Origin of the sequence: Novosphingobium sp. NBM11 (assembly GCF_015390225.1) — a bacterium.
GTDB lineage: Bacteria > Pseudomonadota > Alphaproteobacteria > Sphingomonadales > Sphingomonadaceae > Novosphingobium.
In genome coordinates this window covers 714,503-738,894 of sequence record NZ_VUOG01000003.1, presented here as the reverse complement: position 1 = coordinate 738,894, position 24,392 = coordinate 714,503, and the positions used below count along the sequence as shown (strand labels likewise).

Here is a 24,392-nt window from a genome sequence, read left to right as displayed (position 1 = left end):
GCAGCCAGCGAGGTTGCCGGCCTGCGGCATCAGGCGTCCCGGCACCGGACGCGATCGAACAGGGGGTATCGGGATGAAATCATTCAGTCTTTCAATGGCGTCGCTGCTGCTCGGCAGCACCATGCTGGCCACGCCCGTGCTGGCCCAGGATGCGGTGCCAGCCGCAGACGAGGCGGATAGCACCGCCATCGTCGTGACAGGTTCGCGCATTTCCCGGTCGGACCTCAAGACCTCAAGCCCGCTGAGCGTGATCAGTTCGGCCGAAATCGCCCTGCGGCAACCCAATTCGGCCGAAGAACTCATCCGCAACCTTCCGTCGGTGCGCCCTTCGCTGGGTTCCGGCGTCAACAACGGCGGCAACGGTTCTGCCACGATCGACCTGCGCGGCCTTGGCGACAATCGCACGCTTGTCATCCTCGACGGCCGGCGGATAACGCCGTTCGGCCTCGACGGCATCGTCAACCTCAACGTGATTCCCGTCGGGCTGGTCGAACGTGTGGATGTCGTGACCGGCGGCGCTTCATCGGTCTATGGCGCGGACGCCGTCGCCGGGGTCGTGAACTTCATCACCAAGCGCGATTTCTCGGGCGTCAAGCTGACGAGCAACTACCGCATATCCGAACGCGGCGACGCGCGTCGCCTGCGCACGGACCTGCTGGTCGGCGCCAACCTCGATGGCGGGCGCGGCAACGTGGTGCTCGGCATTTCCTACAGCAAGCGCGATGCCCTCAAGGCGGTCGATCGCGATTTCTCCGCCGTTCCGGTCAGTTCGGTGACCGGCCAGGCCAGCACCTCATCGCTGTCCGTCCCCGCCATCTTCCAGTCCTCGCTGGCATCCGCCACAAGGCCCGGCGGGCTGCCCACCATCGGATATGGCGCGATCATCGATCCGACGACCGGGGCATTCCGCGCCGCCACGCTGGAGGACGCCGCGACCAGCAATATCGGCAACTATCTCCAGACTCCGCTGGAAAGCATCAATGCCTATGCCGCCGCACGCTACGAGGTAACCAGCGGAATCGAACTCTATGCGACAGCGATGTTCTCGAAGAACCGCACGCAACTTGCGCTCAATTCGACGGGCACGTTCAGCAACGCCTATGCGCTGCCGCTCAACAACCCCTATCTCCCGGCGGCGGCCCGGGCGCAGTTGTGTGCCGCCAACAACATCAGCGTCTCGGCCTGCAACGCCGCGGCAAGCGTGATCGGCGGACCGGAGGCGGCGGGATACCGCACGGTCACCGTCACGCCCTCGCGCCGGTTCAGCGAATACGGCTTCCGCTACAATACCAACGATTCCACGATGTTCCAGCTTCAGGCCGGGCTGCGTGGCAACATCACCAGCACGCTGAAATTCGATGTCTCCGGCCAGTACGGCGAAACCACCCAGAACCAGTTGCGCGAAAACTGGGGATCGAACAGCCGGGTCACGCAAGCGCTGCTCGCCTATCGTGACGCGTCGGGCAATCCCGTGTGCCAGAACACCGCCAACGGCTGCGTGCCGCTGAACATCTTTGGCGGCCTTGGTTCGATCACGCCCGACATGCTGACCTTTGTCGGGCTGGATTCCATGGTCCGCCGGCTGGTCAAGCTGAGCGTCGTCACCGGCTCGGTGTCCGGCGATCTCTTCGGCGTGACCAGCCCGTTCGCGACCAACCCGATCGCCTTCGCGATCGGCGCGGAATATCGCAAGACATCGGCGCGGGCGACGCCCGATGCTTCCGCCCAGATCCAGGGCGAAGTGCTGGGATCGGGCGCGCGCACGCCGCCAGACTATGGCAGCTACAACGTGAAGGAAGCATTCGGCGAACTGATCGTACCGCTGATCGAGGATGGTTTCGTCAAGTCGGCCACGCTGGAAGCCGGCATCCGCCTGTCCGACTATTCGACCACCGGATCGAGCACCACCTGGAAGGCAGGCGGATCGGTGGAACCGGTGGGCGGCATCAAGCTGCGCGCCATGTACCAGATGGCGGTGCGCTCGCCCAACATCCAGGAACTCTATCAGTCGCCGGTGCGCGCGCTGGGCAACCTCACGGTCGATCCCTGCGCCGGGGCGAGCCCCAGCGTCCCGGAAAGCCTGTGCCTTGCCACCGGCGCGCCCGCAGGCAGCTACGGCAGCATCCCGCAGCCCGCGTCGGGGCAGATCAACATCAGCACCCAGGGCAATCCGAACCTCGACGTGGAGCGCGCCCGCACATGGACCGTGGGCGCGGTGTTCGCACCGTCCTTCCTCCCCGGCTTCAGCGCGACGGTGGACTGGTTCCGCATCCGCATCAGCGATCTGATTTCGGCGCCCTCGCAAAGCGACATCCTCAACGGCTGTTATTCCTCGTCACTCAACCCGTCGCTCACCCCGAACGCGTTTTGCGCGCTGATCGAGCGCAACCCGGTGACCGGCACGCTGAACACGGGCGTCGAAGCCGCCGGCGTCATCCTTTCAAGCTCCAACCTCGGACGGATGGGCACGGGCGGGATCGACTGGACGGTACAGTACAGGTTCGATCTGGCGCGCGTGTTCGGCGGAAACCCCGGCCAGTTCGATCTCGCCATGAACGGCACCTGGCTCGACTACTTCTGGACCCAGTCCACGCCGAACACGATCACGCGCGAATGTTCGGGCCGCTATTCCACGGGCTGCACCAACGCTCGGCCCAAATGGAAGTGGAACGTGCGCGGCACCTATTCGTCCGGCCCCTTCTCCGCGTCGTTGCTGTGGACCCATCTGAGCGGCGTGGAGTTTGAACCGATCGGGCCGGCCGCCGGCACCGTGCCGCTGACGACGCCGCAGGCCGGCAGTTCGTCAAGCGCCTACAACGGCGTGCTGGCGGCATTCCGCAACATTCCGGCCTACGATTACTTCGACCTCAATCTCGGCGTCGATGTCACCAAGGAGCTCAGCCTCTCCCTGCTTGTCGAGAACCTGTTCGACAAACAACCGCCCCAGCTCGGCTCGGGCGTCGCCGGGACGGCGTTCAACAACGGCAATACCATGCCCACCACCTACGATCCGATCGGTCGGTCGTTCACGGTGAGCGCAAGGGTGAAGTTCTGAAATCGCGGCAGCAGCGCAGCAGGCAGGACCGGCCGGCAAGGCCGGACCGAACGGCATTGAAGGCAAATGGCAGCGTGATAAAACATTTGTTTCGTTGGGCAGGATCATGCGATGCGGGTGTAGCGTCGGGCCGGAAGGCACGAACTGCAACGTTTCGTCCGGCATTCATGGTTCGCCATGGTGCCGGCCGTGCGGGAATGCGGGATAACGGTCGGCAATTCCGCATGTCGCACGGCTATGGGCCGGCCGGACGAATATCCGCTGTCCTGCCCGACCGCACGGTGCCGTTCACTCCTATGACCAAGCCAATCGCCAGCCGGCTGCGCGAAGCCGCCCTTCAATTGCCGCCGAAGCTCGCCTCGGCCGCGCGCTATGTGGCCGATCACCCCTTCGATGCCGCAAGCATGCCGATGCGCGCGCTGGCCCGGCAGACCGGCGAGCCGCCGACGACGTTCACGCGCCTTGCCCGCGCGCTGGGCTTTCAGGGGTGGGAAGCCCTGCGCACCGAACTCATCGACGATGCCCGCATCGATCTCGAAGCCGCGCGCGAGGCTCCGTTCTCGTCACGCCCGCTGCTCCCCTCGGGCGAAGGAACGCTGGCCGGCCGGATGTTCTCCACCGACATTCACAATCTGGCCGAGCTGGACGCCACGGTGCTCGATGCCGCGGCGGCGGTGATCGAACAGGCGGGCCGCGTGTTCGTTTCGGGATACCGCTCGTGCTACGCGCCGGCGGTCCACTTCCACTACCTTTACCGCCTGTTCCGCAACGAGGTTGCGCTTGTCGGCGCGGCCGGGGGGATGCTCGACCTCGAACTCGGCGCGATCGGCAAGGGCGACGTGGTCGTGCTGTTCGGCTTCGCGCCCTATTCACGCGACGGCTTCCTGACAGCGCAGACGGCGACGGCAGCGGGCGCCGCGCTGATCGCCATCGTCGACCGCGCGGATTCCCCGCTGGCACAGGGGGCGGCGGTCACGCTCATCTTCAATCCCGATTCTCCGGGCTATTTCCCATCCCTCTCCGCCTGCACCGCGCTGATCCAGGCGCTGGCCGTCACGCTCTACCTGCGCTCGGGCGCGGAAGGACGGGATCGCCTGCGCGCATCCGAAACGCGCATCGCCGCGCATACCGCCTATCTCGACACGGACACTTCGCGTTGACCAGCCACGTTCTTCACCGGCGCCTGACCGGTGCAGCCTTGCCCCGAGCGGTGTCCGCCACAGGCATGGTCATCACCGACCATGCCGGCCGGCAGTACATCGACGCATCGGGCGGCGCGGCGGTATCCTGCCTGGGGCATGGCCACCCGCGCGTGGTGGAAGCGATCCGGCAACAGGCCGAAACGCTGGCCTATGCGCACAACGGCTTCTTCACCTCGCAGGCGGCCGAGGAACTGGCGGACGTTCTGGTTGGCCATGCCCCCGGCGGGCTGGCTTCGGCCTGCTTCGTTTCGGGCGGCTCCGAAGCGACCGAAACGGCCCTGAAGCTGGCACGGCAATACTATCTCGAGATCGGCGAACCGGACCGCGTGCATTTCATCGCGCGAAGGCAGAGCTACCACGGCAATACCTTCGGCGCGCTGGCGCTCTCCGGCAATCCGGGACGGCGCGCGCCTTATGCGCCGATGCTGCCCACCGGCTTTTCCCATGTCTCCGCGGCAGACCCGGTGCATGGCCGGCTGGCCGGGGAAACCGACGACGGCATGGCCACAAGGCTTGCCGCCGAACTGGAAGCCGAGCTCGAACGCATCGGCCCCGACCGCGTCGCCGCGTTCTGCGCCGAGACGCTGGTCGGCGCGACGGCGGGCGCGCTCGCGCCACCGGCCGGATACTTCCGGGAAATCCGCAAAGTCTGCGATCGCCACGGCGTCCTGCTCCTTCTGGACGAGGTGATGTGCGGCATGGGCCGCACCGGCACGACCCATGCCTGGGAACAGGAAGGGGTATCGCCGGACATCCAGGTCGTGGCCAAGGGCCTTGGCGGGGGTTATCAGCCGATCGGCGCCGTGCTGGCCTCGGCGCGTGTCACGCAGGCACTGGCGCGGGGGTCCGGCGGCCTGCGGCACGGCTTCACCTACATGGGGCATCCGCTCGCCTGCGCCGCCGCGCTGGCGGTGCAGCGTGTAATCGCCGAGGACTGTCTGCTGGACAACGTGGCGGCGATGGGAAGCCTGTTGCTGTCCCGCCTGCGGGATCGGTTCGCGGACCATCGCCATGTGTTCGACATTCGCGGTCGCGGCCTGCTGGTGGCAATCGAATTGTCGGCCGACGGCAACACCGGCACGCCATTTCCAGAAGCCGCGCGGGTAGCCGATCGGATCAGGACGCAGGCGATGGACCTGGGCCTGGCCTGCTATCCCGGATCAGGCACGGTGGACGGCACGCTGGGGGATCATGTCCTGCTGGCCCCGCCCTATATCGCGACCGCGGAAGACATCGCGATGATCATCAGCAGGCTGGGCGATGCCGTCGACCGGGTCTGCCAGGACGTGATGCGCGCGGTGCCGTGATGCTGACGCGGCGTGCAGCCATGGCCGGCGGGGCCGCATCGCTGGGCGTCATGGCCATTCCAGGCTGCGCGCCGCCCGGCGATCGCCAAGTGCTGCGGTTCGTGCCGCAGGCCGATCTTGCCTCGCTCGACCCCGTGTGGACGACCGCCGCGGCCACGCGCGCGCATGGCTATCTCGTCTATGATACGCTGTTCGGGCTTGACCGGCATTTCCGGCCGCAACCGCAGATGGTCGATGCCTGCGAGCAGGCCGACGAAGGCCGTCGCTGGACGCTGCGATTGCGCGAGGGACTGCATTTCCACGATGGCGAGCCGGTCCGCGCGCGCGACTGCATCGCCAGCCTCCTGCGCTGGAGCCATCGCGACGCCATGGGGCAGGCCCTTTTCGCGGCGACCGACGAGGTTTCGGCCCCGGACGATCGCCACATCATCTTCCGCCTGCGCCATCCTTTTCCGTTGCTGCCCGATGCGCTGGGCAAGATCGGCGTGAACGTGCCTTTCATCATGCCCGAGCGCCATGCCCGGACCAGCCCGTTCGAGCAGGTGACCGACCCCGTGGGCAGCGGCCCCTACCGCTTCCTTGCCGATGAACGCATCGTCGGCGCGCGGGCGGCCTATGCGCGGTTCGATGGCTACCGCCCCCGCGCCGGCGGCCGGACCGAATGGACATCAGGCCCCAAGCACGCCCGGTTCAAACGTGTGGAATGGACGATCGTGCCCGATCCGGCCACCGCGTCGATCGCGCTGCGCAACGGCGAGATCGACTGGCTCGAAGCGCCTTCGATCGACCTTCTCCCGCTTCTCCGGACCGACAGCACGGTCGCCCTGCCCGATATCGATCCGACCGGCGCGGTCGCGGTCATGCGTCCCAACCACCTGTGGCCCCCGTTCGATAACGCCGAGATCCGCCGCGCCGTCCTGCGCGTGGTCCGGCAGGATACCTTCATGCAGGCCGCCGGCTTCACACCGGACGCACGGCGCGCCGGGGTCGGCATCTTTCCGCCGGGAACGCCCCTCGCCACCGATGCCGGGCTGGATATCTGGAATGGTCCACCCGATTACGACCGTGCCCGGCGCGAAATCCGGGCCGCAGGGTACGATGGCGCACCGGTCGTGGTCATGGGGACGACCGACCCGCCCATCCTGCGCGCACTGGCCGAAGTGGGTGCCGACCTGCTCACCCGTTGCGGCTTCAACGTCGACTATCAGGTCATGGACTGGAACGCCGTGATCCAGCGGCGCGCGCGCAGGACGCGCCCCTCGGAAGGGGGCTGGAACGTGTTCTTCACCCACTGGACGGGCCTCGACCTGCTGACCCCCGCCGGCCACATGTCGCTGCGCGGCAACGGCGAAAAGGCCTGGTTCGGCTGGCCCACCGCACCCCGGCTCGAAACGCTGCGCGAAGCCTGGATGCGCGAGGCCGACCCGGAAGGACAACGGCGCATCGCACGGGAAATCCAGCTTCAGGCGCTGCACGACGTGCCCTACGTTCCGCTGGGCCAGTTCCACATGCCCACCGCCTGTCGCCGCACGCTGACCGGCATGTTGCAGGGGTTGCCGCTGTTCTGGAACGTGGAGGCGCTGCCCCATGCCTAGGCTCGCAATCGCCATGTTCCTGCACGAAGGCAACAGCTTTTCCCCGGTCACGACCGACCGGTCCGCGTTCAAGGCCGCCGTCTGGTGCCAGGGCAACGCAGCGGCCGCTGCCTTTCAGGGCACGGCCAGCGAAATGGGCGGCGCCTGCGATTTTCTGGCCGCGCGACCGGACTGGAGCGGGCAATTCCTGCGCCTGGCCCACGCGATGCCGGCCGGCCCGATCGACGCGGCGTTGTTCGATGAAACCTGCGACGAGATCGTCGCCGGGCTGATGCGGGAGCGGTTCGACGCGGTATATCTCGCCTTGCACGGCGCAATGGTGGTCGAAGGGCGTGATCTGGCGGACCTCGAGATCATTCGCCGCGTGCGCGCGGCTATCGGCCCCGACGCGCTGCTGGGCGTCTCTTTCGACATGCACGCCAACCTCGAACCCGAAATCGCAGGGCTGGTGGATTTCGCCAGCGGGTACAAGACGCATCCGCATGTCGACCAGCGTGAAACCGCGCTGCGCGTGCTGGAAGGGCTCGAACGAACCCTGAGGGGGGAAATCCGCCCGATCGGATGCATCGCGCGAACGGGCGCGATCCTGCCTTCCATCAATATGCGGACGGATGCCGGGCCGATGGCCGTGCTGGAAGACGAAGCGCGGTCGATGCTGGGCAATGGCGTGCTTGAAGCCGTGCCGTTCGGCGGCTTTTCCTACGCCGATACGATCGCCGCGGGCGCGTCGGCCATGGTCTTCGCGGACGGCGATCCCGCCCTTGCGGCGCTGACCGCCGCACGCCTGCGCGATCGCATGGATACCTTGCGGGACGACTTCTTCGTCCCCCTGCCCGACGCGCGCACCGCGATCGCGCAAGCGGTCATGGCGGCCGGGGCTGGAGCCGGCCCGGTCGCGGTCGTCGACGCCGGCGACAATCCGCTCTCCGGCGGCATTCTCGATACGCCGGCGATGCTGCGGGCACTGGTGGATGCGAACCCCGATCTGGCCAGCCTTGTCGTGCTCCATTGCGATCCCGGCGTGGTCGCCCGGGCCGTAGCGGCGGGTGTCGGGGGCACGATCGATGGTACACTGGGCGCAAGGCTGAGCGCAAGATTCGGGCCGCCTGTGCCATTTACCGCGAAAGTGCGCGCATTGGCCGCTGGCTCCTTCGCCGCGCGCCCGCCCCTGCTCTGCGGCCCCACCATGAATTTCGGGCAGCTTGCCCTGCTCGGGCTGGAGGATACGCGAATCGGGGTGATCGTTTCCAGCCTGCCGGCGTCCCCGCACGATCCCGGCTTGCTGGAGGCGCTGGGAATCGACCTTGCTGCCATCGACCTGTTCTGCGTGAAGGCCAAAAACCACTTCCGGGCCGCCTATGCGGAACGGTTCGGCACCATCATCCCCTGCGATGCCCCCGGCCCCGCCGCGCTGGATATCGCCGCGTTCCCGTTCGTTCGCGCGCCGGCGCACCTCTATCCGCTGTGCGAGCGGGACGCCTGATGGCCGGCTATGCGATACGCCGGCTGCTCGCCGCGCTCCCGGTGGCGTTCTGCGTCGCCATTCTGGTGTTCGGCCTGCTCTATCTGGCCCCTGGCGATCCCGCCGCGATCATGGCGGGCGACGCCGCATCGCCTGCCGACATCGAGAAGCTGCGGGCCACGCTCGGACTGGACCGGCCGTTCGTCAGCCGTTTCGCCGCCTGGCTGATGGCGATCGCGCATGGCGATCTGGGGACGTCCCTGTTTACCGGACTGCCCGTCGCCACCCTGATCGGGCAGCGGCTGGTGCCCACCGGCTGCCTGATGCTCGCCGCCATGACCATCGCTGTCTGCATCGGCGTTCCGCTGGGCGCGGGCGCCGCCCACAAACCGGGAGCCATAGCCGACCGGGTCGTGATGGCGGGAGGTGTCCTGGGTTTTTCGCTCCCGGTCTTCGTGGTCGGCTACCTTCTGTCCTACATCTTCGCCTACCGGCTCGGCTGGTTCGCGGTGCAAGGCTTCGTTTCCCCGCGCGAGAGCGTGCCCGGCTTCCTGCGCACGATCCTGCTGCCGGCAACGTCGCTTGCGCTGGGCCAGAGCGCGCTGATCGCGCGGGTCACGCGCGCCGCCATGCTGGAAGTGCTGGGGCAGGACTACATCCGGACGGCACGCGCCAAGGGGCTGGGTGAATTGCGCGTGATCGCCGTCCATGGCCTGCGCAACGCGGCGGGACCGGTCGTCACGGTCGCAGGATCGAGCATCGCGGCGCTGCTGGGCGGCGCGGTGGTGACCGAAACGGTATTCTCGCTGCCCGGCCTGGGGCGGCTGACCGTCGATGCCGTGCTCCGGCGCGATTATCCGGTAATCCAGGGCATCACGCTGGTCTGCGCGCTGACCTTCGTGATCGTCAACCTCGCCACCGACATGGTCTGCGCGGCGCTCGATCCCAGGGTGCGGCGATGATCGCGGGCATCAGAAAGCCAGCCGCACCGATGCTGACCGCAGGGCTGGCGCTGCTCATCCTGATCGCGATCATCGCCATCGCCGCGCCCGTTCTCAGCGGCGGTCGCGATCCCGCGCTGGTCCTGCCCCACGAACGCGCCCTCGCTCCCGGGCTGGCCCATCCGTTCGGCACCGACCAGCTCGGCCGCGACCTGCTCGCGCGGACTCTCTACGGCACGCGCATATCGCTTGCCGTGGGGCTGGGCGTGGCGTTTGCCGCCACCATCGCGGGAACGGCCATAGGCATGATCGCCGGCTATGCGCGCATTCTCGACGGTGTCCTGATGCGCGGGATCGATGGCCTGATGGCGATTCCGCCCGTGCTGCTGGCCGTCACGCTGATGACCGTCATGCGCGGATCGCTGATCAACGTCATCGCGGCGATCGCGCTGGCGGAACTGCCGCGCGTTGCCCGGCTGGTGCGCGCCAGCGTGCAAGCGGTCCGCGCCAATCTCTACGTTCAGGCCGCGATCGTGGCCGGCGCGCGGACGCCCGCGATCCTGCTGCGCCACATCCTGCCCAACATCGCGGCGGTGATCGTGGTCCAGGCGACTTTCATCGGCGCTTCGGCCATCCTGCTCGAAGCGGTCCTGTCGTTTATCGGAGCGGGCATCCCGCCGACGACGCCGAGCTGGGGCAACATCATGGCCGAGGGGCGCAGCCTCTGGCAGGTGAAGCCGCATATCCTGGTCTTCCCGGCGATCTTCCTGTCGCTGACCGTGCTGGGCGTGAACCTTGTCGGCGATGGCCTGCGCAATCGGCTCGACCCGCGCGGAAAGGCATTCTGATGCCGCTGCTGGAAGTATCGGGCCTGCGCGTGGCGTTTCCCTCGCCCACCGGGCCGCTCGTGGCACTCGAAGGCCTCGATCTAACCGTCGAAGCGGGGGAAACCGTTGCGCTGGTGGGGGAATCGGGCAGCGGCAAGTCGGTCGCCTCGCTGGCGATCATGGGCCTGCTCCCTGCCGGCACCATGGTCACCGGTCGGGTCAGGCTGAAAGGCGCTGACGTTCTGACGCTGCCGGCACGGGAACGGCGTGCCCGGCGTAGTGGCGGGATCGCCATGGTCTTCCAGGAGCCGATGACGAGCCTGAACCCCGTGCTCCCGATCGGACGCCAGATCATCGAAGCGTTGCCCGATGACGAGCGGAGATCGCGCACCGTGGCAAGCGCGCGCGCCGTCGATCTGCTGGCTTCCGTGGGCCTCACCGCGCCCGAACGGCGCCTGTCGGAATATCCCCACCAGATCTCCGGAGGAATGCGCCAGCGCGTGATGATCGCGATCGCCCTGGCCAGCCGGCCCGCGCTGATCATCGCCGACGAGCCGACCACTGCGCTCGACGTGACGGTGCAGGCGCAGATCGTGGCCCTGCTCCGCCAGATCCAGGACGAATCCGGCACCGCACTGCTGCTGGTCAGCCACGACCTTGCGCTGGTGCGGCAGATGGCCCGCCGGGTGGCGGTCATGTATGCGGGACGGATTGTCGAGCAGGCATCTGTCGAAGCCCTGTTCGCACGCCCGCGCCACCCTTATTCGGCCGGGCTGGTCGGCGCGATCCCGCGCCTTGGCGGCGGGCGGGCGGAACGGCTGGTCGAAATTCCCGGCCTTGCGCCCGGGCTTGCCGAACGCGGGCCGGGATGCGCTTTCGCGCCCCGTTGCCCGCAAGCCGCCGCCATCTGCGCCAGCCCCCCGCCCGCGCACGGAATCGCCTGCCATTTCGCGGAAGCCGCGCGATGACCGCGCTGCTGGAAATCAGCGGACTGGAGAAACGTTTCCGGCTGCGGGGCGGGCGCGTGCTGCAGGCAGTCGCCGGCGTGTCGCTGTCGATCGCGCCGGGCGAGGTGCTGGCGCTCGTCGGCGAATCGGGTTGCGGCAAATCCACGCTCGGCCGCTGCCTTCTGCGGCTGGAGGAAATCGACGGCGGCGAAATCCGCTTCGACGGCCAACGCATCGACGCGTTGCGAGCCCCGGCCTTCCGCCCCTTGCGGCAGCGCATCCAGATGGTCTTCCAGGACCCCTACGGCAGCCTCGACCCGCGCATGACGGTGGCCGAGATTCTCGCCGAGCCGCTGACCAGCCTCGGCCTCGTCCGGAACAGACATGACGCCGCGCCGCGCGTTCTCGAACTGCTCGATATGGTGAGGATGCCCCGGTCCTGCGTCACGAAGAAACCGCACGAGTTTTCCGGCGGGCAGCGGCAGCGGATCGGCATTGCCCGCGCACTCGCCACGCGGCCGGACCTGCTGGTCTGCGACGAAGCCGTTTCGGCGCTCGATGTCTCGGTCAAGGCGCAGATCGTCAACCTCCTCAGCGATCTGCGCGCGGAACTGGGGCTGGCGATGCTGTTCATCAGCCATGACCTCGCCATCGTCGAACGGATCGCGAACCGCGTGGCGGTGATGTACCTGGGGCGCATCGTCGAAACAGGCGATACGGAAGCGATCTTCTCGTCGCCCGGCCATCCTTATACGCGCGGCCTGCTCGCCGCCGCGCCCAGGATCGACGCTCCTTTCACCACCGACGGGCTGCTGTGTGGCGAACCGCCCGATCCGGCGGCTCCGCCGCAGGGTTGTCGTTTCCACACGCGCTGTCCGCAAGCCGTAGCACGCTGCGAGACCGACGACCCGTCGCCCGTTCCGCTGGCACCCGGCTGGAGCGTCGCCTGCCACTTTGCCGCCAATCCCGTTCCCGAGCCGATGGAGAACCCATGATGTCCCGTTTCCGACCGATCCTGCTCGCGCTGTCGATGGTGCCTGCATTGGCGGCACCGGTTCTCGCGCAGGAAGCGCAGCCGGCAACGCCCTCCGGAATGACGGCTCGCCTGCTGGTGTCGATGGATCGCCTCGGCGATGCCGCGATATCTCCCGACGGACGCTGGATCGCCTACGTGGTGCGGACGATGGCTCCCGATCTGTCGAAAAGCGCCACGCACATCCTGCTCGCCGATCAGGATCACCCGAAACAGCCGCATGCCGCGTTGCAGGGCGGGCCAGGACGACAGGACATGCCCACCTGGTCCGCCGACGGGCATACGCTTTATTTCCGCGGGCCGGATGCGAAGGGCGTGGCGCAAATCTGGCGGGCCGGCAGCGATGGCGCGGCGCCCGTTCAACTGACGCATGCGCCGCTCGATGTCGGTGCCTTTCAGATCGCGGCGGACGGCGGATTCGCGGTAGCTTCGTTCCGGGTCTTTCCCGATTGCCCCACGCTGGAATGCACCGTTGCGCGCGCGGCGCAGCCTTCGGTGGGGACGCTCTATACGAGCCTGAACGTGCGGTTCTTCGACAGCTATGGCGACGGGCGCTATAATGCACTGTTCCGGCTGGACCTTGGCGACGGGAAGGCGCCAGCCCCGCTGATGCCCGGCTTCGCCAGCGACGTTCCATCGCGGCCGGCGGGTTCCGCCAGCGCGTTCGCCCTGTCTCCGGACGGGAAGACGCTGGTGTTTTCGGCGCGCCCCTCCGGCGTTTCGGCCAACCTCAGCACGCTGCACCGGCTGTTCGAGGTATCGCTTGCCGCGCCCGCCGCCCCGCGCGAAATCGGCGCGGGAGACCCCGGATCGAAGCTCAACCCGGTGTTCTCGCCCGATGGCCGGCAGCTCGCCTACATGGACAAGGACGGCGTCGGTTCGGATGGCGACCGGGCGGCGGTGCGCGTGCGCGACCTTGCCAGCGGAACCGTCCGCGAAATCGGCGCCAGCATCGACCGCTGGCCCAATGCGATCGCTTGGGCGGCGGACGGGCGGACGATCTATGCGCGCAGCGACGATGACGGGCGCGAGCGGCTCTACGCCTATCGCCTTTCCGGAAAGGTCGAACGCCTGCCGGTGGACGGCGTTTCCGCGATCGATGTATCCCGACGCGGGCTGATGCTCGTGACCAGCAGCTTCTCCAGCCCGCCGCAGGTCTACACCGCCGACGCCGCCGGGCGTTCACTGCACCGGGTCAGCGACGTCGGAGCCGGCCAGATCGCCGGCATGGCCATGGCGCGGACGCATTCGCTGACGTTCAGCGGCTGGAACGGCGAACCGGTGCAGGCCTTCGTCACGGAACCGCTCAACCCCCAGCCCGGCCGCCGCTATCCCGTGCTGTTCGTGATCCATGGCGGGCCGCACGGCGTCTATCAGGACGAATGGAGCTTCGGCCGCAATCCGCAGGTCTGGGCGGCGCGCGGCTATGCCACGGTCATGGTCAATTTCCATGGCTCGACCGGGTTCGGCAAGGGCTTCGCGCAGGCGGTGCTGGAACATCGCGGCGATCGCGTGCTGGAAGACCTGCAAAAGGGATGGGCCGCCGTGCTCGCCGCCTACCCGTCTCTTGATGGCGACCGGGCCTGCGCCATGGGCAGTTCGTTCGGCGGCTACATGGTGGACTGGATCGCCGGCGTCTGGAACGAGCCGTGGCGCTGCTTCATCACCCATGCCGGCACGTTCGATACCCGCGCCTACAGCAGCGACCTGCAATGGCACGGCGACAGGCAGACCGGTGGCGCGCCCTGGGAAGTGCCCGAGGCGATCGAGCGGTTCAATCCGGTCCGCTATGCGGCGCAATGGAAAAAGCCGATCCTTGTCACCCATGGCGGTCGCGATTTCCGCGTGCCATTCGACCAGGGGCTTTCCGCCTTCACGCTGGCGCAGCGGCGCGGCATTCCCAGCGAACTCCTGTACCTGCCCGGCGAGAACCATATCGTCAGCGGCGCGGCCGCTTCGGTGCTGTGGTACGACACGGTCGACGCGTGGCTCGACCGCTGGACCGCGAAATGAGCCTGGCACTGCGGCGCTGGGCTGCTATCCCCCTGTGGCGACGTATTCTCGGCGCTTTGGTTGCCGGCGTCCTGCTCGGACAACTGGTCGGCGAGCACGTTTCCGCAGTCGCGTGGATTGGCGAACTCTGGATCCGGTTCATCCGCATGATGGTGCTGCCACTCGTCCTCGCGCTGGTGGTAAGCGGGGTGGCGGCGCTGGGCGACCCCGCACGTCTCGGACGGCTGGGCGCGCACACGATCCTGTTGCTCGTGGCCATGACCACTTTCGCGATCTGCATCGGCCTCGCGCTCGGCACGTGGCTGCAACCGGGCGCGGGCATGGCGGTGACGGTGGCCGCGGGCGCACCTGCCGCGCCCGTCGCCAGTCTTGGCGCGCAGCTCATGGCGATCGTTCCGGTCAACCCGTTCCAGGCACTCGCAGGGGGCGAGACGCTTTCGGTGATCGTCTTCGCGCTGATGCTGGGAACCGGGGTGCTGCTTGCCGGCGAGGCAGCGCAACCAGTTGCCGTTTTCGCCCACGCGGCAGGGCAGGCCATCCTGCGCGCGGTGCGGCTGGTGATGGAACTGGCGCCGCTCGGCGTGCTGGCATTGGTGGCCAATGCCGTCGGCCAGCACGGGCTGTCGGTGTTCGCCAATCTCTCGCTGCTGGCGATCGGGCTGTCCTGCGGCGTGCTCTTCCAGATCATCGTGGTGCAGGGCCTGCTCGTCCGGCTGGGCGGCCGCATGGCGCCAGCCTTCTACTTCCGCGCGATCGTGGAGGCGGTGCTTGTCGCGTTCTCGACCACGTCCAGCGCGGCGACGCTGCCGGTCAGCCTGCGCGTAGCCCACGAACGTCTGCGGCTGCCCCCGGCACTGTCGAATGCGGTGATCCCGCTGGGCGCCAGCATCGCCCGCGACGGGACCGGCATCTACGTCGGACTGCTCTGCACTTTCGCGGCGCAGGCCTTCGGCATCGCTCTCACGCCTGCCGACTACCTCGTCCTTGTCGTGGGAGCGGTGCTACTCTCGCTCGGCGCGGCAGGAGTGCCATCGGCGGCGCTGTTCATGCTCTCGGGCGTACTCTCGCTCATCGGCGTGACCGAACAGCAGACCGCCGCCATCGTCGCCCTGATCCTTCCGTTCGATCGCCTGCTGGACATGATCAGGACAGTGCCTAACGTAACCGCCAATCTCGCCGTAGCGACCGTCGTGACCCGCCACGACGCCCCCCATCAAGGAGACCCGCTGTGAAATCCGCACCGTTCAGCCCGTTCATGGCCGCCCTTTCACTGACGGGCCTTTCACTGACTGGGCTTTCGCTGGCTTCAACACCGGTCATGGCCCAGCAGGCCTCGCAGGATCATGCCGCCATCCTGACCGGGGTCGAGGAACAGACGCAGCAGATCACCCGCATGTCGCGTTCGATCTGGGACTATGCGGAAGTCGGCTACCGTGAAACGCGCAGCAGCGCGCTGCTGCAACAGGAACTGCGCAAGGCCGGCTTCACCATCGAGGCTGGCGTGGCGGGCATCCCGACCGCTTTTGTCGCGCGCTATCGCAAGGGTGCAGGACCGGTAATCGGCATTCTCGCCGAGTTCGACGCCCTGCCGGGGCTGGCGCAGGCCGCCAGCGCGGAACATGCGCCAATCGCCGGCAAGGCAGCCGGGCACGGCTGCGGTCATAACCTGTTCGGCGCGGCTTCGGTGGGCGCGGCGCTGGCGCTCAAGGCATGGATGGACAAGAGCGGCACGCAGGGCGAAATCCGGCTTTATGGCACGCCCGCGGAAGAAGGCGGCGGCGGCAAGGTCTACATGGTCCGCGCCGGGCTGTTCGACGGCGTCGATGCGGTCCTGCACTGGCACCCTGCCGATGCCAACAGCGCCGCGCAGGATCTCGCGATGGCGAACATCAGCGGCAAGTTCCGTTTCCGCGGCATTGCCGCCCACGCGGCGAGCAACCCCCATCTCGGCCGTTCCGCGGTTGATGGCGTGGAAGTGATGGACGTGGCCGTCAACGCGATGCGCGAACACGTGCCGGAAACGGTCCGCATCCACAATATCATCACGTCGGGCGGCAGCGCGCCCAATGTCGTGCCAGACTTCGCGGAAAGTTACTACTACGTGCGCGACTGGGACCCGGCGGTAGTGCGCCAGGTGCTGGGCCGGGTCCGCAAGGCCGCCGATGGTGCGGCCATGGCAACCGAGACGCAGGTCGAATTTGAACTCGTCAACGGCGTCTACGGACTGCTGCCCAACGATGCGCTGGGCCGCCTGCTGGATGCTGACCTGCGCGAAGTCGGCCCGCCGCGCTGGGACGCCGCCGACCGCGCCTTCGGCGAACGGCTGGCGACGCAGCTCGCCAAGCCGCGCCCGCTTGAGGAAGGACAGCGCATCCATCCCTATTCCGTGGGCGAGCGCGGCGCGGGTTCTACGGATGTCGGCGATGTAAGCTGGGTCGTGCCCACCGTCGGCCTGCGCGTCGCGACCTATCCACCGGGCACGTCGGCCCATAGCTGGCAGGCCGTGGCGGCGGCGGGATCGCCGTTCGGAGAAAAGGGCGCCATGGTCGCCGCCAAGACGCTGGCCCTGACCGCCGCCGACCTGATGCGCCAGCCCGAGCTGCTCAAGCAGGCGCGCGCGGAATTTGACCAGCGGCGCGGCGCCGGCTTCAAGTATGAATCGCTGGCCGGGGACCGCGCACCGCCACTCGATTACCGCAGCCGGCCGGGAGAATGACGCCCTCAGCCGGCGCCGCCGGATCGTTGCGCGCCCGGAACCCTGGCCCGATTCAGGCCAGACCCCGCACGCAACGATCGACACCGTTGCTGAGGTGCCGGGCCAGCATCTCCTCGTCCTGGAAGAAGATGTGGTTCTTCGCGCCGGACTTGAGCTGCGCGCAGATCAGTTCGTGCGTGAAGCAGTCTTCCATCATCGGATCGCGCAGGCCGATCTTGGAATATTCGCGGGCGAAGAGTTCCCCGGCGGTGCGCACCGGCGGATAGTATCCCTTGATCTCCCACACGCTGCGATCGACCGCGACGGGCCAGATGTTGAACGTGAAGAACAGGCCATTGAGCAGCCCGACGAAGAAGTTCGGGAAGATGTGCCAGAAATCGAACGAGCCCCGGAAGCGATAGCCTTCGCCCGCGTTTTCCACCTTGGTCCCGAAGGCCTGCACCGTGCCCGTGCCGAAACGGCTGGCGAGCAGCGCGGTGGGCGGGGGCGTGAAGGCATCGGGCGGCGGGGAACCGAGCACGCCGTGCAGGCCATGCAGTTCGATGGCGGTATGGCGATACTGGTTGCCATCGATCTTGACCGCGCGGGCCAGCGTCTTTTCGTGCAGGTACGGCAGATGCCAGCCTTCGAGCTGGGCTTCCTGCAAGGTCTTCCAGTTCACCTGCTCGTCGATGCGATAGGAGAATGCAGGCGTATAGCCGTCGAAGTCGAACCGGCCGATCTCGTCCGCCACCGGCCCCAGGTATTCGAGCAGCGTCTGTTCGGGCCGGTCCGCCAGATTGACGAAGATAAAGCCCTTCCAGATGGCGCAATGAACCGGCGTGAGGCCATTTTCCGCCGGGTTCACGCCGGGGAAATTCTCCGCATCGGTGATCTGCACCAGCTTGCCGGTGGTGTCATAGACCCAGCCATGGAAGCGGCACGCCAGATAGCCACGGCACGATCCTTCCGCATCCCACGCCACCGGCGCGCCACGGTGCGAACACATGTTGTGGAACGCACGATATTCGCCATCCTTGCCGCGGATCACCAGCAGCGAGGTGTCGAGAATCTTGAGGTCGGCGACGAAATAGTCCCCCGGATTGGGCGCCTGCTCCACCCGGCCCACGTTGAGCCACTTGCGGCGGAACACCCGCTCGCGCTCGAGGTCGAAGTATTCCTGCGAGGTATAGCGCTCGACCGGGATCGGGCCGCGGCCCTCTTCGGGATAGCGATCCATGAAACGGCACGGTGCGGTGCTCATGCGGCGGCTCCCTTGCCGGCCAGCGGCCAGGCATCATGCGTGGGGACGAAGCGGGAGATCGGGAAGACGTATTTCGGCGTGGGATCGCCGTACATCTCGATCGTGGCGGAACATTCCGCGAGGGCAAGGCACATGTCGAGGAGAGTGCGATCCGCCCCGTCGATTTCCGGCAGAGGCCGCTGCCCGAAATATTCAAACGCGGCCGGGCTGCGCTCCAGCATGATGTCGTAGAACGCCTGGCTCTCTTCGAGCGAGGACGACCAGCGCTTGTTGTTGCGTTCCAGTTCGCTCGGCCTGGCCCATTCCAGGAACGGCAGGAGATCTTCAAACCCGTCCGGCAATTCTCGTTCCACAAAGCCCTCCCTGTCGCACGCCACGGCATGAAAAGACTGCGGGAACGCCGCGCCGGAACGCTATCCCGCCCCTGCAACGGGTGACCGCTGAGTGCGGAATTGCGACGCGATCCGCACCGGCGACGGACAGGCGGCGTGACCCCGTCATTCCGATGGCATATAATACCTGCAAGGTATGGAGTTACGCAGATTCAGTATTGGACGCGGCAAACCGCAGGCATCACCCTTCTGCCGGAATCAGGGGAATTTTGCCGCCGGGCGCCACAGGGAGCGCTTGCGCAAGGCGATACCCGGAGAACCGTTCATGACCCATCGCATCAAGATGATCGTTCCCGTACCGGTGCCCCGGCAAGCCCTTGCCGCATTCGCCGGCCAGATCCCCGCCGGACTGGTCCGGCCGGACATCGCCGTCGAGTTCGCCTGCGCGGCGCGCGGCGGAGGAACGCTCGATTCCCTCTATGAAGGCACGATCGCCGATGCCTTCTGCCTGGAGGCGGGATGCCGCGCGGAAGAGGAGGGCTTCAGCGCGGTCTGCATCAATTCGATGAGCGATTCCGGTGTGGCGGCGCTGCGTTCGCGGCTGTCGATCCCCGTCGTCGGCACAGCACAGGCGACCTATCACCTCGCTTGCCAACTGGGCAAGAAATTCGCGATCCTTTCGATGTGGGACAACTGGCGCTGGCTCTACGACAAGGTCCTGACCGAACAGGGACTGCACCACCGCCTCGCCTCGATCCGGTCGATCGGGGTGCGCCCCGATACCGCCGAACTGCTGGCGGGCAAGGAAGACAGCGTCTTCCCGCTGCTGATGGACGCCGCGCACCGCGCGATAGAGGAAGACGGCGCCGATGTGCTGGTGCTGGGATCGACCACCATGCACCAGTCGCACGCCTATCTGGCGGCGCACCTGCCCGTGCCGGTGCTCAATCCGGGCCTTGTCGCGTTCAAGGCTTGCGAAACTTTGATCGACCTTGGCCTGTCTCATAGTAGAAAGGGCTTTGCGCCGCCGGAGAGGATAATCGACACCGTGTTTGAAGCAGCCTGAATCGGGAGTGGAATCGACCAGCTCAAGCGGAGGTCCAACGATAATGATCCCAGCCATGACTTCTGTCCGCTCGTGGGATGGCAGCGATCTTCCGCTGCCAAGCCTGACGCGTCTGGCCACACGCGACATCAACGAGGTCCACGACCACATGAGCCGCATGTTCTGCCCGCACGACCTGCGGGTGGAAGGCGGCAACCCGCCCATCGCCTTCCGGCACCATCAGGCCTCGCTCAAGTCGGTCACGTTCAACGCCACCGACTATGGCAACCCCTATGGCCGGGTGGTGGTGAACATCCCGCCGATGGACGCGCTCTATCTCGTCCAGTTCTCGCTGCGTGGCGTGGCACAGATCACGCAGGACAACGCGACCATAGAACTGCATCCCGGCCAGATGTGCGTGCTGGGCCCCGACGCCAAGGTCCGGCAGATGTTCGGAGACGGCTACAAGCACTTCACCGTCAAGATGGACAAGAACGGGCTGGAAGCCATTCTGGCGCAGGAACTGGGGTTTCGGCCGGGCGACCTCCATTTCTCGCCGCAACCGGTGCAACTCGAAGGCGCGGCCGCCGCGTTCGCGCAGCTTGTCCGGACCGTCTGCGACAATCTCGACACCGGGCTCGAAACGGGCCTGAGCGGCTTCAACCATGCGCGGGCGAGCGGTGCGGTAGAGGAGACGCTCCAGCGCCTGCTGCTGGCCGCCGTGCCCCACAACCATTCCGACCTGTTCGACGCGCCGGCTTCGTGCCCGGCCCCCTATTACGTGCGCCGGGTCGAGGAGTTCATCCACGAACACGCGCAATCGCCGATCACGCTGGAAGAAATGATCGTCGTTTCGAGCGTCAGCGCGCGGTCGCTCCATGCGGGCTTCCGGCGCTTCCGCAACACCACGCCGATGCTCTATCTCAAGAACCACCGGCTCGATCTGGCGCGGCGGCAATTGCGCGAAGGTGCCGATACCGGCGTTTCGGTGACCGAAGTCGCGCTGGCCTGCGGCTTCACCCACCTGTCGAAATTCGCGCGCGATTACCTCGAACGGTTCGGCGAGCGTCCGTCGATGACACTCAAGCGCATGTCCGGACGCTGATCGCGAAAGCGCCCCCTCAATCAAGCCCGAACTGGGCGGCAGTGAAGACGAAGCGCTCCTCCCCCGGAAAAGCCGCCAGAGCGAGCAGCCGGCCGCCTTCATGGCGCAAGTGCCATGTCCGGCGGATCACCGGTTGCTTGCGCTCAAAAGCAGTCGGATCGAACAGCACCAGATTGCAGCCGCCGCCCGGATCGCGCGCGGAACGGGTACGGATCAGCGCGATCCGGGCCTCGCGCGCCTGCGCGGCAAGGTCCTGGCAGGCCGCATAGTCCCGCGGATCGGTCCAGCGCGCCGTATCACTGTCGAAAGGCGGAAGTGTCAGATCCAGCGCCGCAGCCGTCGCCAGCGCGGCGGTGAAACTGGTATGTTCGCTTGTCGTCGAAGGCGGCGCGAAACCGGGCGACCGCTGGAAGAAACGCAGGCGCCAATAGGCCGTTTCGGCAATGGCCGTGGCCTCGCTCTCGGCCGCGTAGAAGATGCCGGGGCGCTCGTTCGCGCGACGAAAGCGGCTTTCGCTGCGATGGCCATAGCGGAAGGGCGAGGCCAGCAGGTAATGCAGCCCGCGCGTTTCCGGCGGCAGATCGGGCTTGACCGCGTCCGCCAACACTTCGAGCCGCGCCTGATCCGCCAGCCCATCGGCCAGCCGGTTGGTGGAGATGCGGTGCTGGGCTTCCACCACCCGCCAGGCGTCGCCCCGCCACAGGCGGGCTTCAGACGCGAGCGCGGTAGGCGTCCACATAGTCGCACACGGAAATCAGCCCCCGGAAACTGTCGATCAGGTCGAGCGGGCGGGCATTGAGATCGAGATTGGCGGTTTCCAGCCAGCGCCGCGCGGCGGCATCGTCACTGCCGAGCAAGGCATCGAGGCTGCGGAACAGCCGCAGCAGGAACTGGCCCGCCTCATAGGACTTGGAAGCCGGATCGAGCACCGACCGGCCGCTGCGCAGGCGCGAGACGGTGGCGGCGGACACGCCCAGCACGGTGCCCAGCTTGGTGTTGCTGAAATTCCAGAAATCGGCGATCCGCCCCAGTGCCGAGGTCAGGATTTCAGCGTCGCCGCGCGGCTGGCCATCGATCCGGGTCGCCATGACTTCTCCTTTCACATGGATGATATAGGAGAAATTCATTCATTTGAACAGATGCGTCCGCAAAAATTACCGTCAGGCATCGATCACCACGTCATCGCCCGCTACCGAGACGCAATAGGTCCTGACCGCGATCGAGCAGGGCGCACCAATCGCTTCCCCGGTGCGGATGTCGAAACTGCCCATGTGGAACGGGCAGAGGATCTTGCCGCCATCCACTTCGCCTTCGGCCAGCGAGGCATCGCCATGCGTGCACAGATCGTCGGTGGCGAAGAATTCGCCATCGAGGTTGTAAACGGCCAGCGCGCGTCCGTCGTCGAGATCGACGCGGATGACTTCGCCGGCGGGTATGTCACGGGTTGCGCAGAGTCTGATCGTCACAAGGTCACCGGTTTCTTGAATTGCCATGAAGGCACGGCCTCGCCCTGAAGGCGGACGTCGAGCTTCACTCTTGAAAAGCGCCAGCCTTCGGGTGTGAGCACAACGTCGCTGTCATACCAGCCGCCGAACCAGGTGTCGGTCGGGCTGGCGTGCGCCGGATCGCCGCCTGCGGGAGCCATCGTGCACAGCTCCCACAAGTACCAGTGGCAACGCCCGGAGCGCAGGTCCGCCGCCAGTTCGATCAGCGGCGAGACCATGTAGTGGATCGACCACAGCACCCTGTCGGCCGCCAGACCGGCCAGGCCCGCCGCGATTACATCGCGGCCGACGAGATCGGAGAACCCCTCGGCCGACCACACCGCATCGGCGGCGAAGAGCGGCCCGAGAATCGCGGGATCGTTCTTGCGGTCCGCCCCCAGCGCATAACGCGCCACGAGATCCCCGATCTCCGCGCGCGCCTCCAGCCGCGCCAGCCTGTGTTCTCCGGAAGCGCCGGGTTCCGGCATCTCAGGGATGCGCCATCGGCTGCAGACCCTGCCAGGTCGGTTGCGCGCCATGCACCGCCACGAAGCGCGCTTCCTCGAAGGCATAGGGCACGCCGACCGCACCGCCATAGAGTTCCAGGTGCGGCGCGACTTCGGCCAGCGACAGCGCGATGTTGTAGAGCGGCTGCAGCGCCTCGGGCAGGCCACCGAGCGGATACTTGTCGACTTCGGCAAGGATCGCCTCAAGGCGCGGCAGGGTCGCGTCGTAGAACGCCTTGAGCGCCTGCGGCGTTGCGGTGCGACGATGCGTCTGGCGTTCGTCGGCCGTGGGCAGCGCCCATTCGAGCCAGGGCGAAAGGTCTGCGAAATCCGCAGGCAGCGAAAGCTGGGTCATGATCTGCGTCCTGTTCAGGCGTTGACGTACTGGTCGACGACCGCGGCGCTGTGGCGGATGAGGATTTCATCGTCCTGCAGGTGCTGCTGCGTCTTCGCCCGCGATTCCATCGCCCGCTGGGTGTCTTCCATGGTGGCGGTGTCTTCGAGCCAGGCATTACGCTGGAGCGTCATCGCATGCTCGATCGCCCAGCGTTCCGCATTGGTCCTGGGCGCGCGCACGTAATAGCGGCCTTCCCAGACGGTGCGGTTATGCGCGGTCGGCCAGAACTGGTGGGTAAACCAGATCCCTTCCGACACATGCAGCAGCGTGTTCGGGAAAATGACGCTCAGCTCGAAGGCGAAATCGCCGCGATGATCGGGATTGATCGTCTTCGGCAGCATCGATTCGCCGCGGCGCGAAACAAGGCTCGCACCGGATATCGCGTTGGCCACGGCGGAAACCGGCGTCGGCTTGGCGTCCAGCGTCAGGCACACCGCGCAAGTCCGGTGAGGCCCCATCAGCTTCACGTTCTGCAGGCCGGTGGAAAACACGTTCGGGAACGAGCCCGCGTGGATCGTATCGACGTGATAGGCTTCGGCAAAGGCATCGTGCGCCACCTTCCAGTTGCACGCCAGCTCAGTGCGATAGGTGAAGCCGAAGTCCATCTCGTCGAACGGATAGCCGCGGAAGTGCTCGGCATAGTCGCCCAGGTATTCTTCCAGCGTCTGTTCGGGCTGCGGGGCAACGTTGATGAAGAGGAACCCCTCCCACACCCCCAGCGCGATTTCGGTGAGGCCGTTGTGCGCCTTGTCGAAGCACGAATAGAACCGTTCCTCGCTCGGCACACTCTTGAGCGCGCCGTCCGCGCCATAGACCCAGCCGTGAAAACGGCAGGTAACGACGGCGGCCTTGCTCTTGCCGTAGGTTTCCTCGCCGATCTCGGTCACCACCGTATTGCCGCGATGCGCGCACATGTTGTGAAACGCGCGAACCACGCCGTCCTTGCCCCGGATGATGATCGCCGACGTACCGGCAGCCTCGATCCGCTTGACCTTGTAGTCCCCGGCCTTGGGAATTTCGCTGGCGCGGCCGACGCAGAGCCAGACCTTGCTGAAAATCTTTTCCTTCTCCTGCTCGTACCAGGCGGGGGAGATGTAAGGCTCGGTCGGGATCGGACCGGAGCCGAGTTCGGGGTACTTTTCCAGCCAGCGATGTTGGATGTTCATGGCCATTCTCTCCAAT

22 protein-coding genes are annotated in these 24,392 nt (G+C 66.8%); 14 read left to right on the top strand and 8 right to left on the bottom strand.

Annotated features, from left to right (window positions below; translation table 11 throughout):
* The first annotated feature begins 73 nt into the window (after window positions 1–73).
* From F1640_RS23470 to F1640_RS23415, 12 genes are all read left to right on the top strand, one after another.
* Window positions 74–3,055, top strand: coding sequence for a TonB-dependent receptor domain-containing protein (locus F1640_RS23470; protein ID WP_255530696.1), 2,982 nt, complete (start codon window positions 74–76; stop codon window positions 3,053–3,055).
* Window positions 3,056–3,279: 224 nt separating this feature from the next.
* Entirely contained in the window at window positions 3,280–4,215 is a 936-nt protein-coding gene (locus tag F1640_RS23465) for a MurR/RpiR family transcriptional regulator (protein ID WP_190287174.1), read from the top strand.
* The gene (locus F1640_RS23460) at window positions 4,212–5,564 is read left to right on the top strand and encodes an aspartate aminotransferase family protein (protein ID WP_124808552.1); all 1,353 of its coding nucleotides are present in this window, start codon (window positions 4,212–4,214) and stop codon (window positions 5,562–5,564) included. The genes F1640_RS23465 and F1640_RS23460 overlap by 4 nt, the downstream gene beginning before the upstream one ends.
* Window positions 5,564–7,159: an ABC transporter substrate-binding protein gene (locus F1640_RS23455; protein ID WP_124808551.1), complete on the top strand. Its 1,596-nt coding sequence runs from the start codon at window positions 5,564–5,566 to the stop codon at window positions 7,157–7,159. Before F1640_RS23460 ends, F1640_RS23455 begins: the two co-directional genes overlap by 1 nt.
* Window positions 7,152–8,642, top strand: a complete 1,491-nt coding sequence (locus F1640_RS23450) for a M81 family metallopeptidase (RefSeq protein WP_124808550.1) — start codon at window positions 7,152–7,154, stop codon at window positions 8,640–8,642. Before F1640_RS23455 ends, F1640_RS23450 begins: the two co-directional genes overlap by 8 nt.
* Window positions 8,642–9,583 (top strand): ABC transporter permease, encoded by a 942-nt coding sequence (locus F1640_RS23445; RefSeq protein WP_124808549.1) that lies wholly within the window; start codon window positions 8,642–8,644, stop codon window positions 9,581–9,583. The genes F1640_RS23450 and F1640_RS23445 overlap by 1 nt, the downstream gene beginning before the upstream one ends.
* Window positions 9,580–10,410, top strand: coding sequence for an ABC transporter permease (locus F1640_RS23440; RefSeq protein WP_124808548.1), 831 nt, complete (start codon window positions 9,580–9,582; stop codon window positions 10,408–10,410). Before F1640_RS23445 ends, F1640_RS23440 begins: the two co-directional genes overlap by 4 nt.
* Entirely contained in the window at window positions 10,410–11,357 is a 948-nt protein-coding gene (locus F1640_RS23435) for an ABC transporter ATP-binding protein (RefSeq protein ID WP_124808547.1), read from the top strand. Before F1640_RS23440 ends, F1640_RS23435 begins: the two co-directional genes overlap by 1 nt.
* Window positions 11,354–12,331 carry an ABC transporter ATP-binding protein gene (locus F1640_RS23430; RefSeq protein ID WP_124808546.1) on the top strand — a complete coding sequence of 326 codons (978 nt, stop codon included), beginning with the start codon at window positions 11,354–11,356 and terminating at the stop codon, window positions 12,329–12,331. Before F1640_RS23435 ends, F1640_RS23430 begins: the two co-directional genes overlap by 4 nt.
* On the top strand, window positions 12,328–14,382 hold the full coding sequence (locus F1640_RS23425; RefSeq protein ID WP_124808545.1) for a S9 family peptidase: 2,055 nt from the start codon (window positions 12,328–12,330) through the stop codon (window positions 14,380–14,382). The genes F1640_RS23430 and F1640_RS23425 overlap by 4 nt, the downstream gene beginning before the upstream one ends.
* Window positions 14,379–15,614 (top strand): dicarboxylate/amino acid:cation symporter, encoded by a 1,236-nt coding sequence (locus F1640_RS23420; protein WP_124808544.1) that lies wholly within the window; start codon window positions 14,379–14,381, stop codon window positions 15,612–15,614. The genes F1640_RS23425 and F1640_RS23420 overlap by 4 nt, the downstream gene beginning before the upstream one ends.
* 23 nt (window positions 15,615–15,637) lie before the next feature.
* A complete protein-coding gene (locus tag F1640_RS23415) occupies window positions 15,638–17,098 on the top strand; it encodes an amidohydrolase (RefSeq protein ID WP_124808617.1) in 1,461 nt (486 codons plus the stop codon).
* Window positions 17,099–17,150: 52 nt separating this feature from the next.
* Here the strand turns inward: F1640_RS23415 and F1640_RS23410 are convergent, their stop codons facing one another.
* Together F1640_RS23410 and F1640_RS23405 are read right to left on the bottom strand one after the other, a co-directional pair.
* Window positions 17,151–18,341 (bottom strand): SRPBCC family protein, encoded by a 1,191-nt coding sequence (locus tag F1640_RS23410; protein WP_124808543.1) that lies wholly within the window; start codon window positions 18,339–18,341, stop codon window positions 17,151–17,153.
* Complete coding sequence (locus F1640_RS23405) at window positions 18,338–18,694, bottom strand: hypothetical protein (protein ID WP_124808542.1); 357 nt, start codon at window positions 18,692–18,694, stop codon at window positions 18,338–18,340. The genes F1640_RS23410 and F1640_RS23405 overlap by 4 nt, the downstream gene beginning before the upstream one ends.
* A 304-nt stretch (window positions 18,695–18,998) precedes the next feature.
* Between F1640_RS23405 and F1640_RS23400 the strand changes: the two genes are divergently transcribed.
* On the top strand, window positions 18,999–19,739 hold the full coding sequence (locus tag F1640_RS23400; RefSeq protein WP_124808541.1) for an aspartate/glutamate racemase family protein: 741 nt from the start codon (window positions 18,999–19,001) through the stop codon (window positions 19,737–19,739).
* Window positions 19,740–19,794: 55 nt separating this feature from the next.
* Window positions 19,795–20,823, top strand: coding sequence for an AraC family transcriptional regulator (locus F1640_RS23395; protein ID WP_223806514.1), 1,029 nt, complete (start codon window positions 19,795–19,797; stop codon window positions 20,821–20,823).
* 16 nt (window positions 20,824–20,839) lie between these two features.
* Here the strand turns inward: F1640_RS23395 and F1640_RS23390 are convergent, their stop codons facing one another.
* The 6 genes from F1640_RS23390 to F1640_RS23365 all read right to left on the bottom strand — a co-directional run bounded on the left by F1640_RS23390 (window position 20,840) and on the right by F1640_RS23365 (window position 24,376).
* Window positions 20,840–21,562 carry an RES family NAD+ phosphorylase gene (locus tag F1640_RS23390; protein ID WP_124808540.1) on the bottom strand — a complete coding sequence of 241 codons (723 nt, stop codon included), beginning with the start codon at window positions 21,560–21,562 and terminating at the stop codon, window positions 20,840–20,842.
* A complete protein-coding gene (locus F1640_RS23385) occupies window positions 21,534–21,911 on the bottom strand; it encodes an antitoxin Xre/MbcA/ParS toxin-binding domain-containing protein (protein ID WP_124808539.1) in 378 nt (125 codons plus the stop codon). Before F1640_RS23385 ends, F1640_RS23390 begins: the two co-directional genes overlap by 29 nt.
* A 72-nt stretch (window positions 21,912–21,983) precedes the next feature.
* Complete coding sequence (locus tag F1640_RS23380) at window positions 21,984–22,289, bottom strand: non-heme iron oxygenase ferredoxin subunit (RefSeq protein ID WP_124808615.1); 306 nt, start codon at window positions 22,287–22,289, stop codon at window positions 21,984–21,986.
* A complete protein-coding gene (locus F1640_RS23375; protein WP_190287172.1) occupies window positions 22,286–22,795 on the bottom strand; it encodes a nuclear transport factor 2 family protein in 510 nt (169 codons plus the stop codon). Before F1640_RS23375 ends, F1640_RS23380 begins: the two co-directional genes overlap by 4 nt.
* Window position 22,796: 1 nt before the next feature.
* Complete coding sequence (locus F1640_RS23370) at window positions 22,797–23,168, bottom strand: hypothetical protein (RefSeq protein ID WP_124808537.1); 372 nt, start codon at window positions 23,166–23,168, stop codon at window positions 22,797–22,799.
* Window positions 23,169–23,182: 14 nt separating this feature from the next.
* On the bottom strand, window positions 23,183–24,376 hold the full coding sequence (locus tag F1640_RS23365; protein ID WP_124808536.1) for an aromatic ring-hydroxylating dioxygenase subunit alpha: 1,194 nt from the start codon (window positions 24,374–24,376) through the stop codon (window positions 23,183–23,185).
* Between the last annotated feature and the right edge of the window lie 16 nt (window positions 24,377–24,392).

Excerpts from the sequence above, each read along its gene's own strand:
- F1640_RS23470 (WP_255530696.1), top strand. The coding sequence starts at position 74 with ATGAAATCATTCAGTCTTTCAATGGCGTCGCTGCTGCTCGGCAGCACC.
- F1640_RS23465 (WP_190287174.1), top strand. The coding sequence starts at position 3,280 with ATGTCGCACGGCTATGGGCCGGCCGGACGAATATCCGCTGTCCTGCCC.
- F1640_RS23455 (WP_124808551.1), top strand. The coding sequence starts at position 5,564 with ATGCTGACGCGGCGTGCAGCCATGGCCGGCGGGGCCGCATCGCTGGGC.
- F1640_RS23450 (WP_124808550.1), top strand. The coding sequence starts at position 7,152 with ATGCCTAGGCTCGCAATCGCCATGTTCCTGCACGAAGGCAACAGCTTT.
- F1640_RS23445 (WP_124808549.1), top strand. The coding sequence starts at position 8,642 with ATGGCCGGCTATGCGATACGCCGGCTGCTCGCCGCGCTCCCGGTGGCG.
- F1640_RS23440 (WP_124808548.1), top strand. The coding sequence starts at position 9,580 with ATGATCGCGGGCATCAGAAAGCCAGCCGCACCGATGCTGACCGCAGGG.
- F1640_RS23435 (WP_124808547.1), top strand. The coding sequence starts at position 10,410 with ATGCCGCTGCTGGAAGTATCGGGCCTGCGCGTGGCGTTTCCCTCGCCC.
- F1640_RS23430 (WP_124808546.1), top strand. The coding sequence starts at position 11,354 with ATGACCGCGCTGCTGGAAATCAGCGGACTGGAGAAACGTTTCCGGCTG.
- F1640_RS23425 (WP_124808545.1), top strand. The coding sequence starts at position 12,328 with ATGATGTCCCGTTTCCGACCGATCCTGCTCGCGCTGTCGATGGTGCCT.
- F1640_RS23420 (WP_124808544.1), top strand. The coding sequence starts at position 14,379 with ATGAGCCTGGCACTGCGGCGCTGGGCTGCTATCCCCCTGTGGCGACGT.
- F1640_RS23415 (WP_124808617.1), top strand. The coding sequence starts at position 15,638 with ATGGCCGCCCTTTCACTGACGGGCCTTTCACTGACTGGGCTTTCGCTG.
- F1640_RS23410 (WP_124808543.1), bottom strand. The coding sequence starts at position 18,341 with ATGAGCACCGCACCGTGCCGTTTCATGGATCGCTATCCCGAAGAGGGC.
- F1640_RS23400 (WP_124808541.1), top strand. The coding sequence starts at position 18,999 with ATGACCCATCGCATCAAGATGATCGTTCCCGTACCGGTGCCCCGGCAA.
- F1640_RS23395 (WP_223806514.1), top strand. The coding sequence starts at position 19,795 with ATGACTTCTGTCCGCTCGTGGGATGGCAGCGATCTTCCGCTGCCAAGC.
- F1640_RS23390 (WP_124808540.1), bottom strand. The coding sequence starts at position 21,562 with ATGTGGACGCCTACCGCGCTCGCGTCTGAAGCCCGCCTGTGGCGGGGC.
- F1640_RS23385 (WP_124808539.1), bottom strand. The coding sequence starts at position 21,911 with ATGGCGACCCGGATCGATGGCCAGCCGCGCGGCGACGCTGAAATCCTG.
- F1640_RS23375 (WP_190287172.1), bottom strand. The coding sequence starts at position 22,795 with ATGCCGGAACCCGGCGCTTCCGGAGAACACAGGCTGGCGCGGCTGGAG.
- F1640_RS23370 (WP_124808537.1), bottom strand. The coding sequence starts at position 23,168 with ATGACCCAGCTTTCGCTGCCTGCGGATTTCGCAGACCTTTCGCCCTGG.
- F1640_RS23365 (WP_124808536.1), bottom strand. The coding sequence starts at position 24,376 with ATGAACATCCAACATCGCTGGCTGGAAAAGTACCCCGAACTCGGCTCC.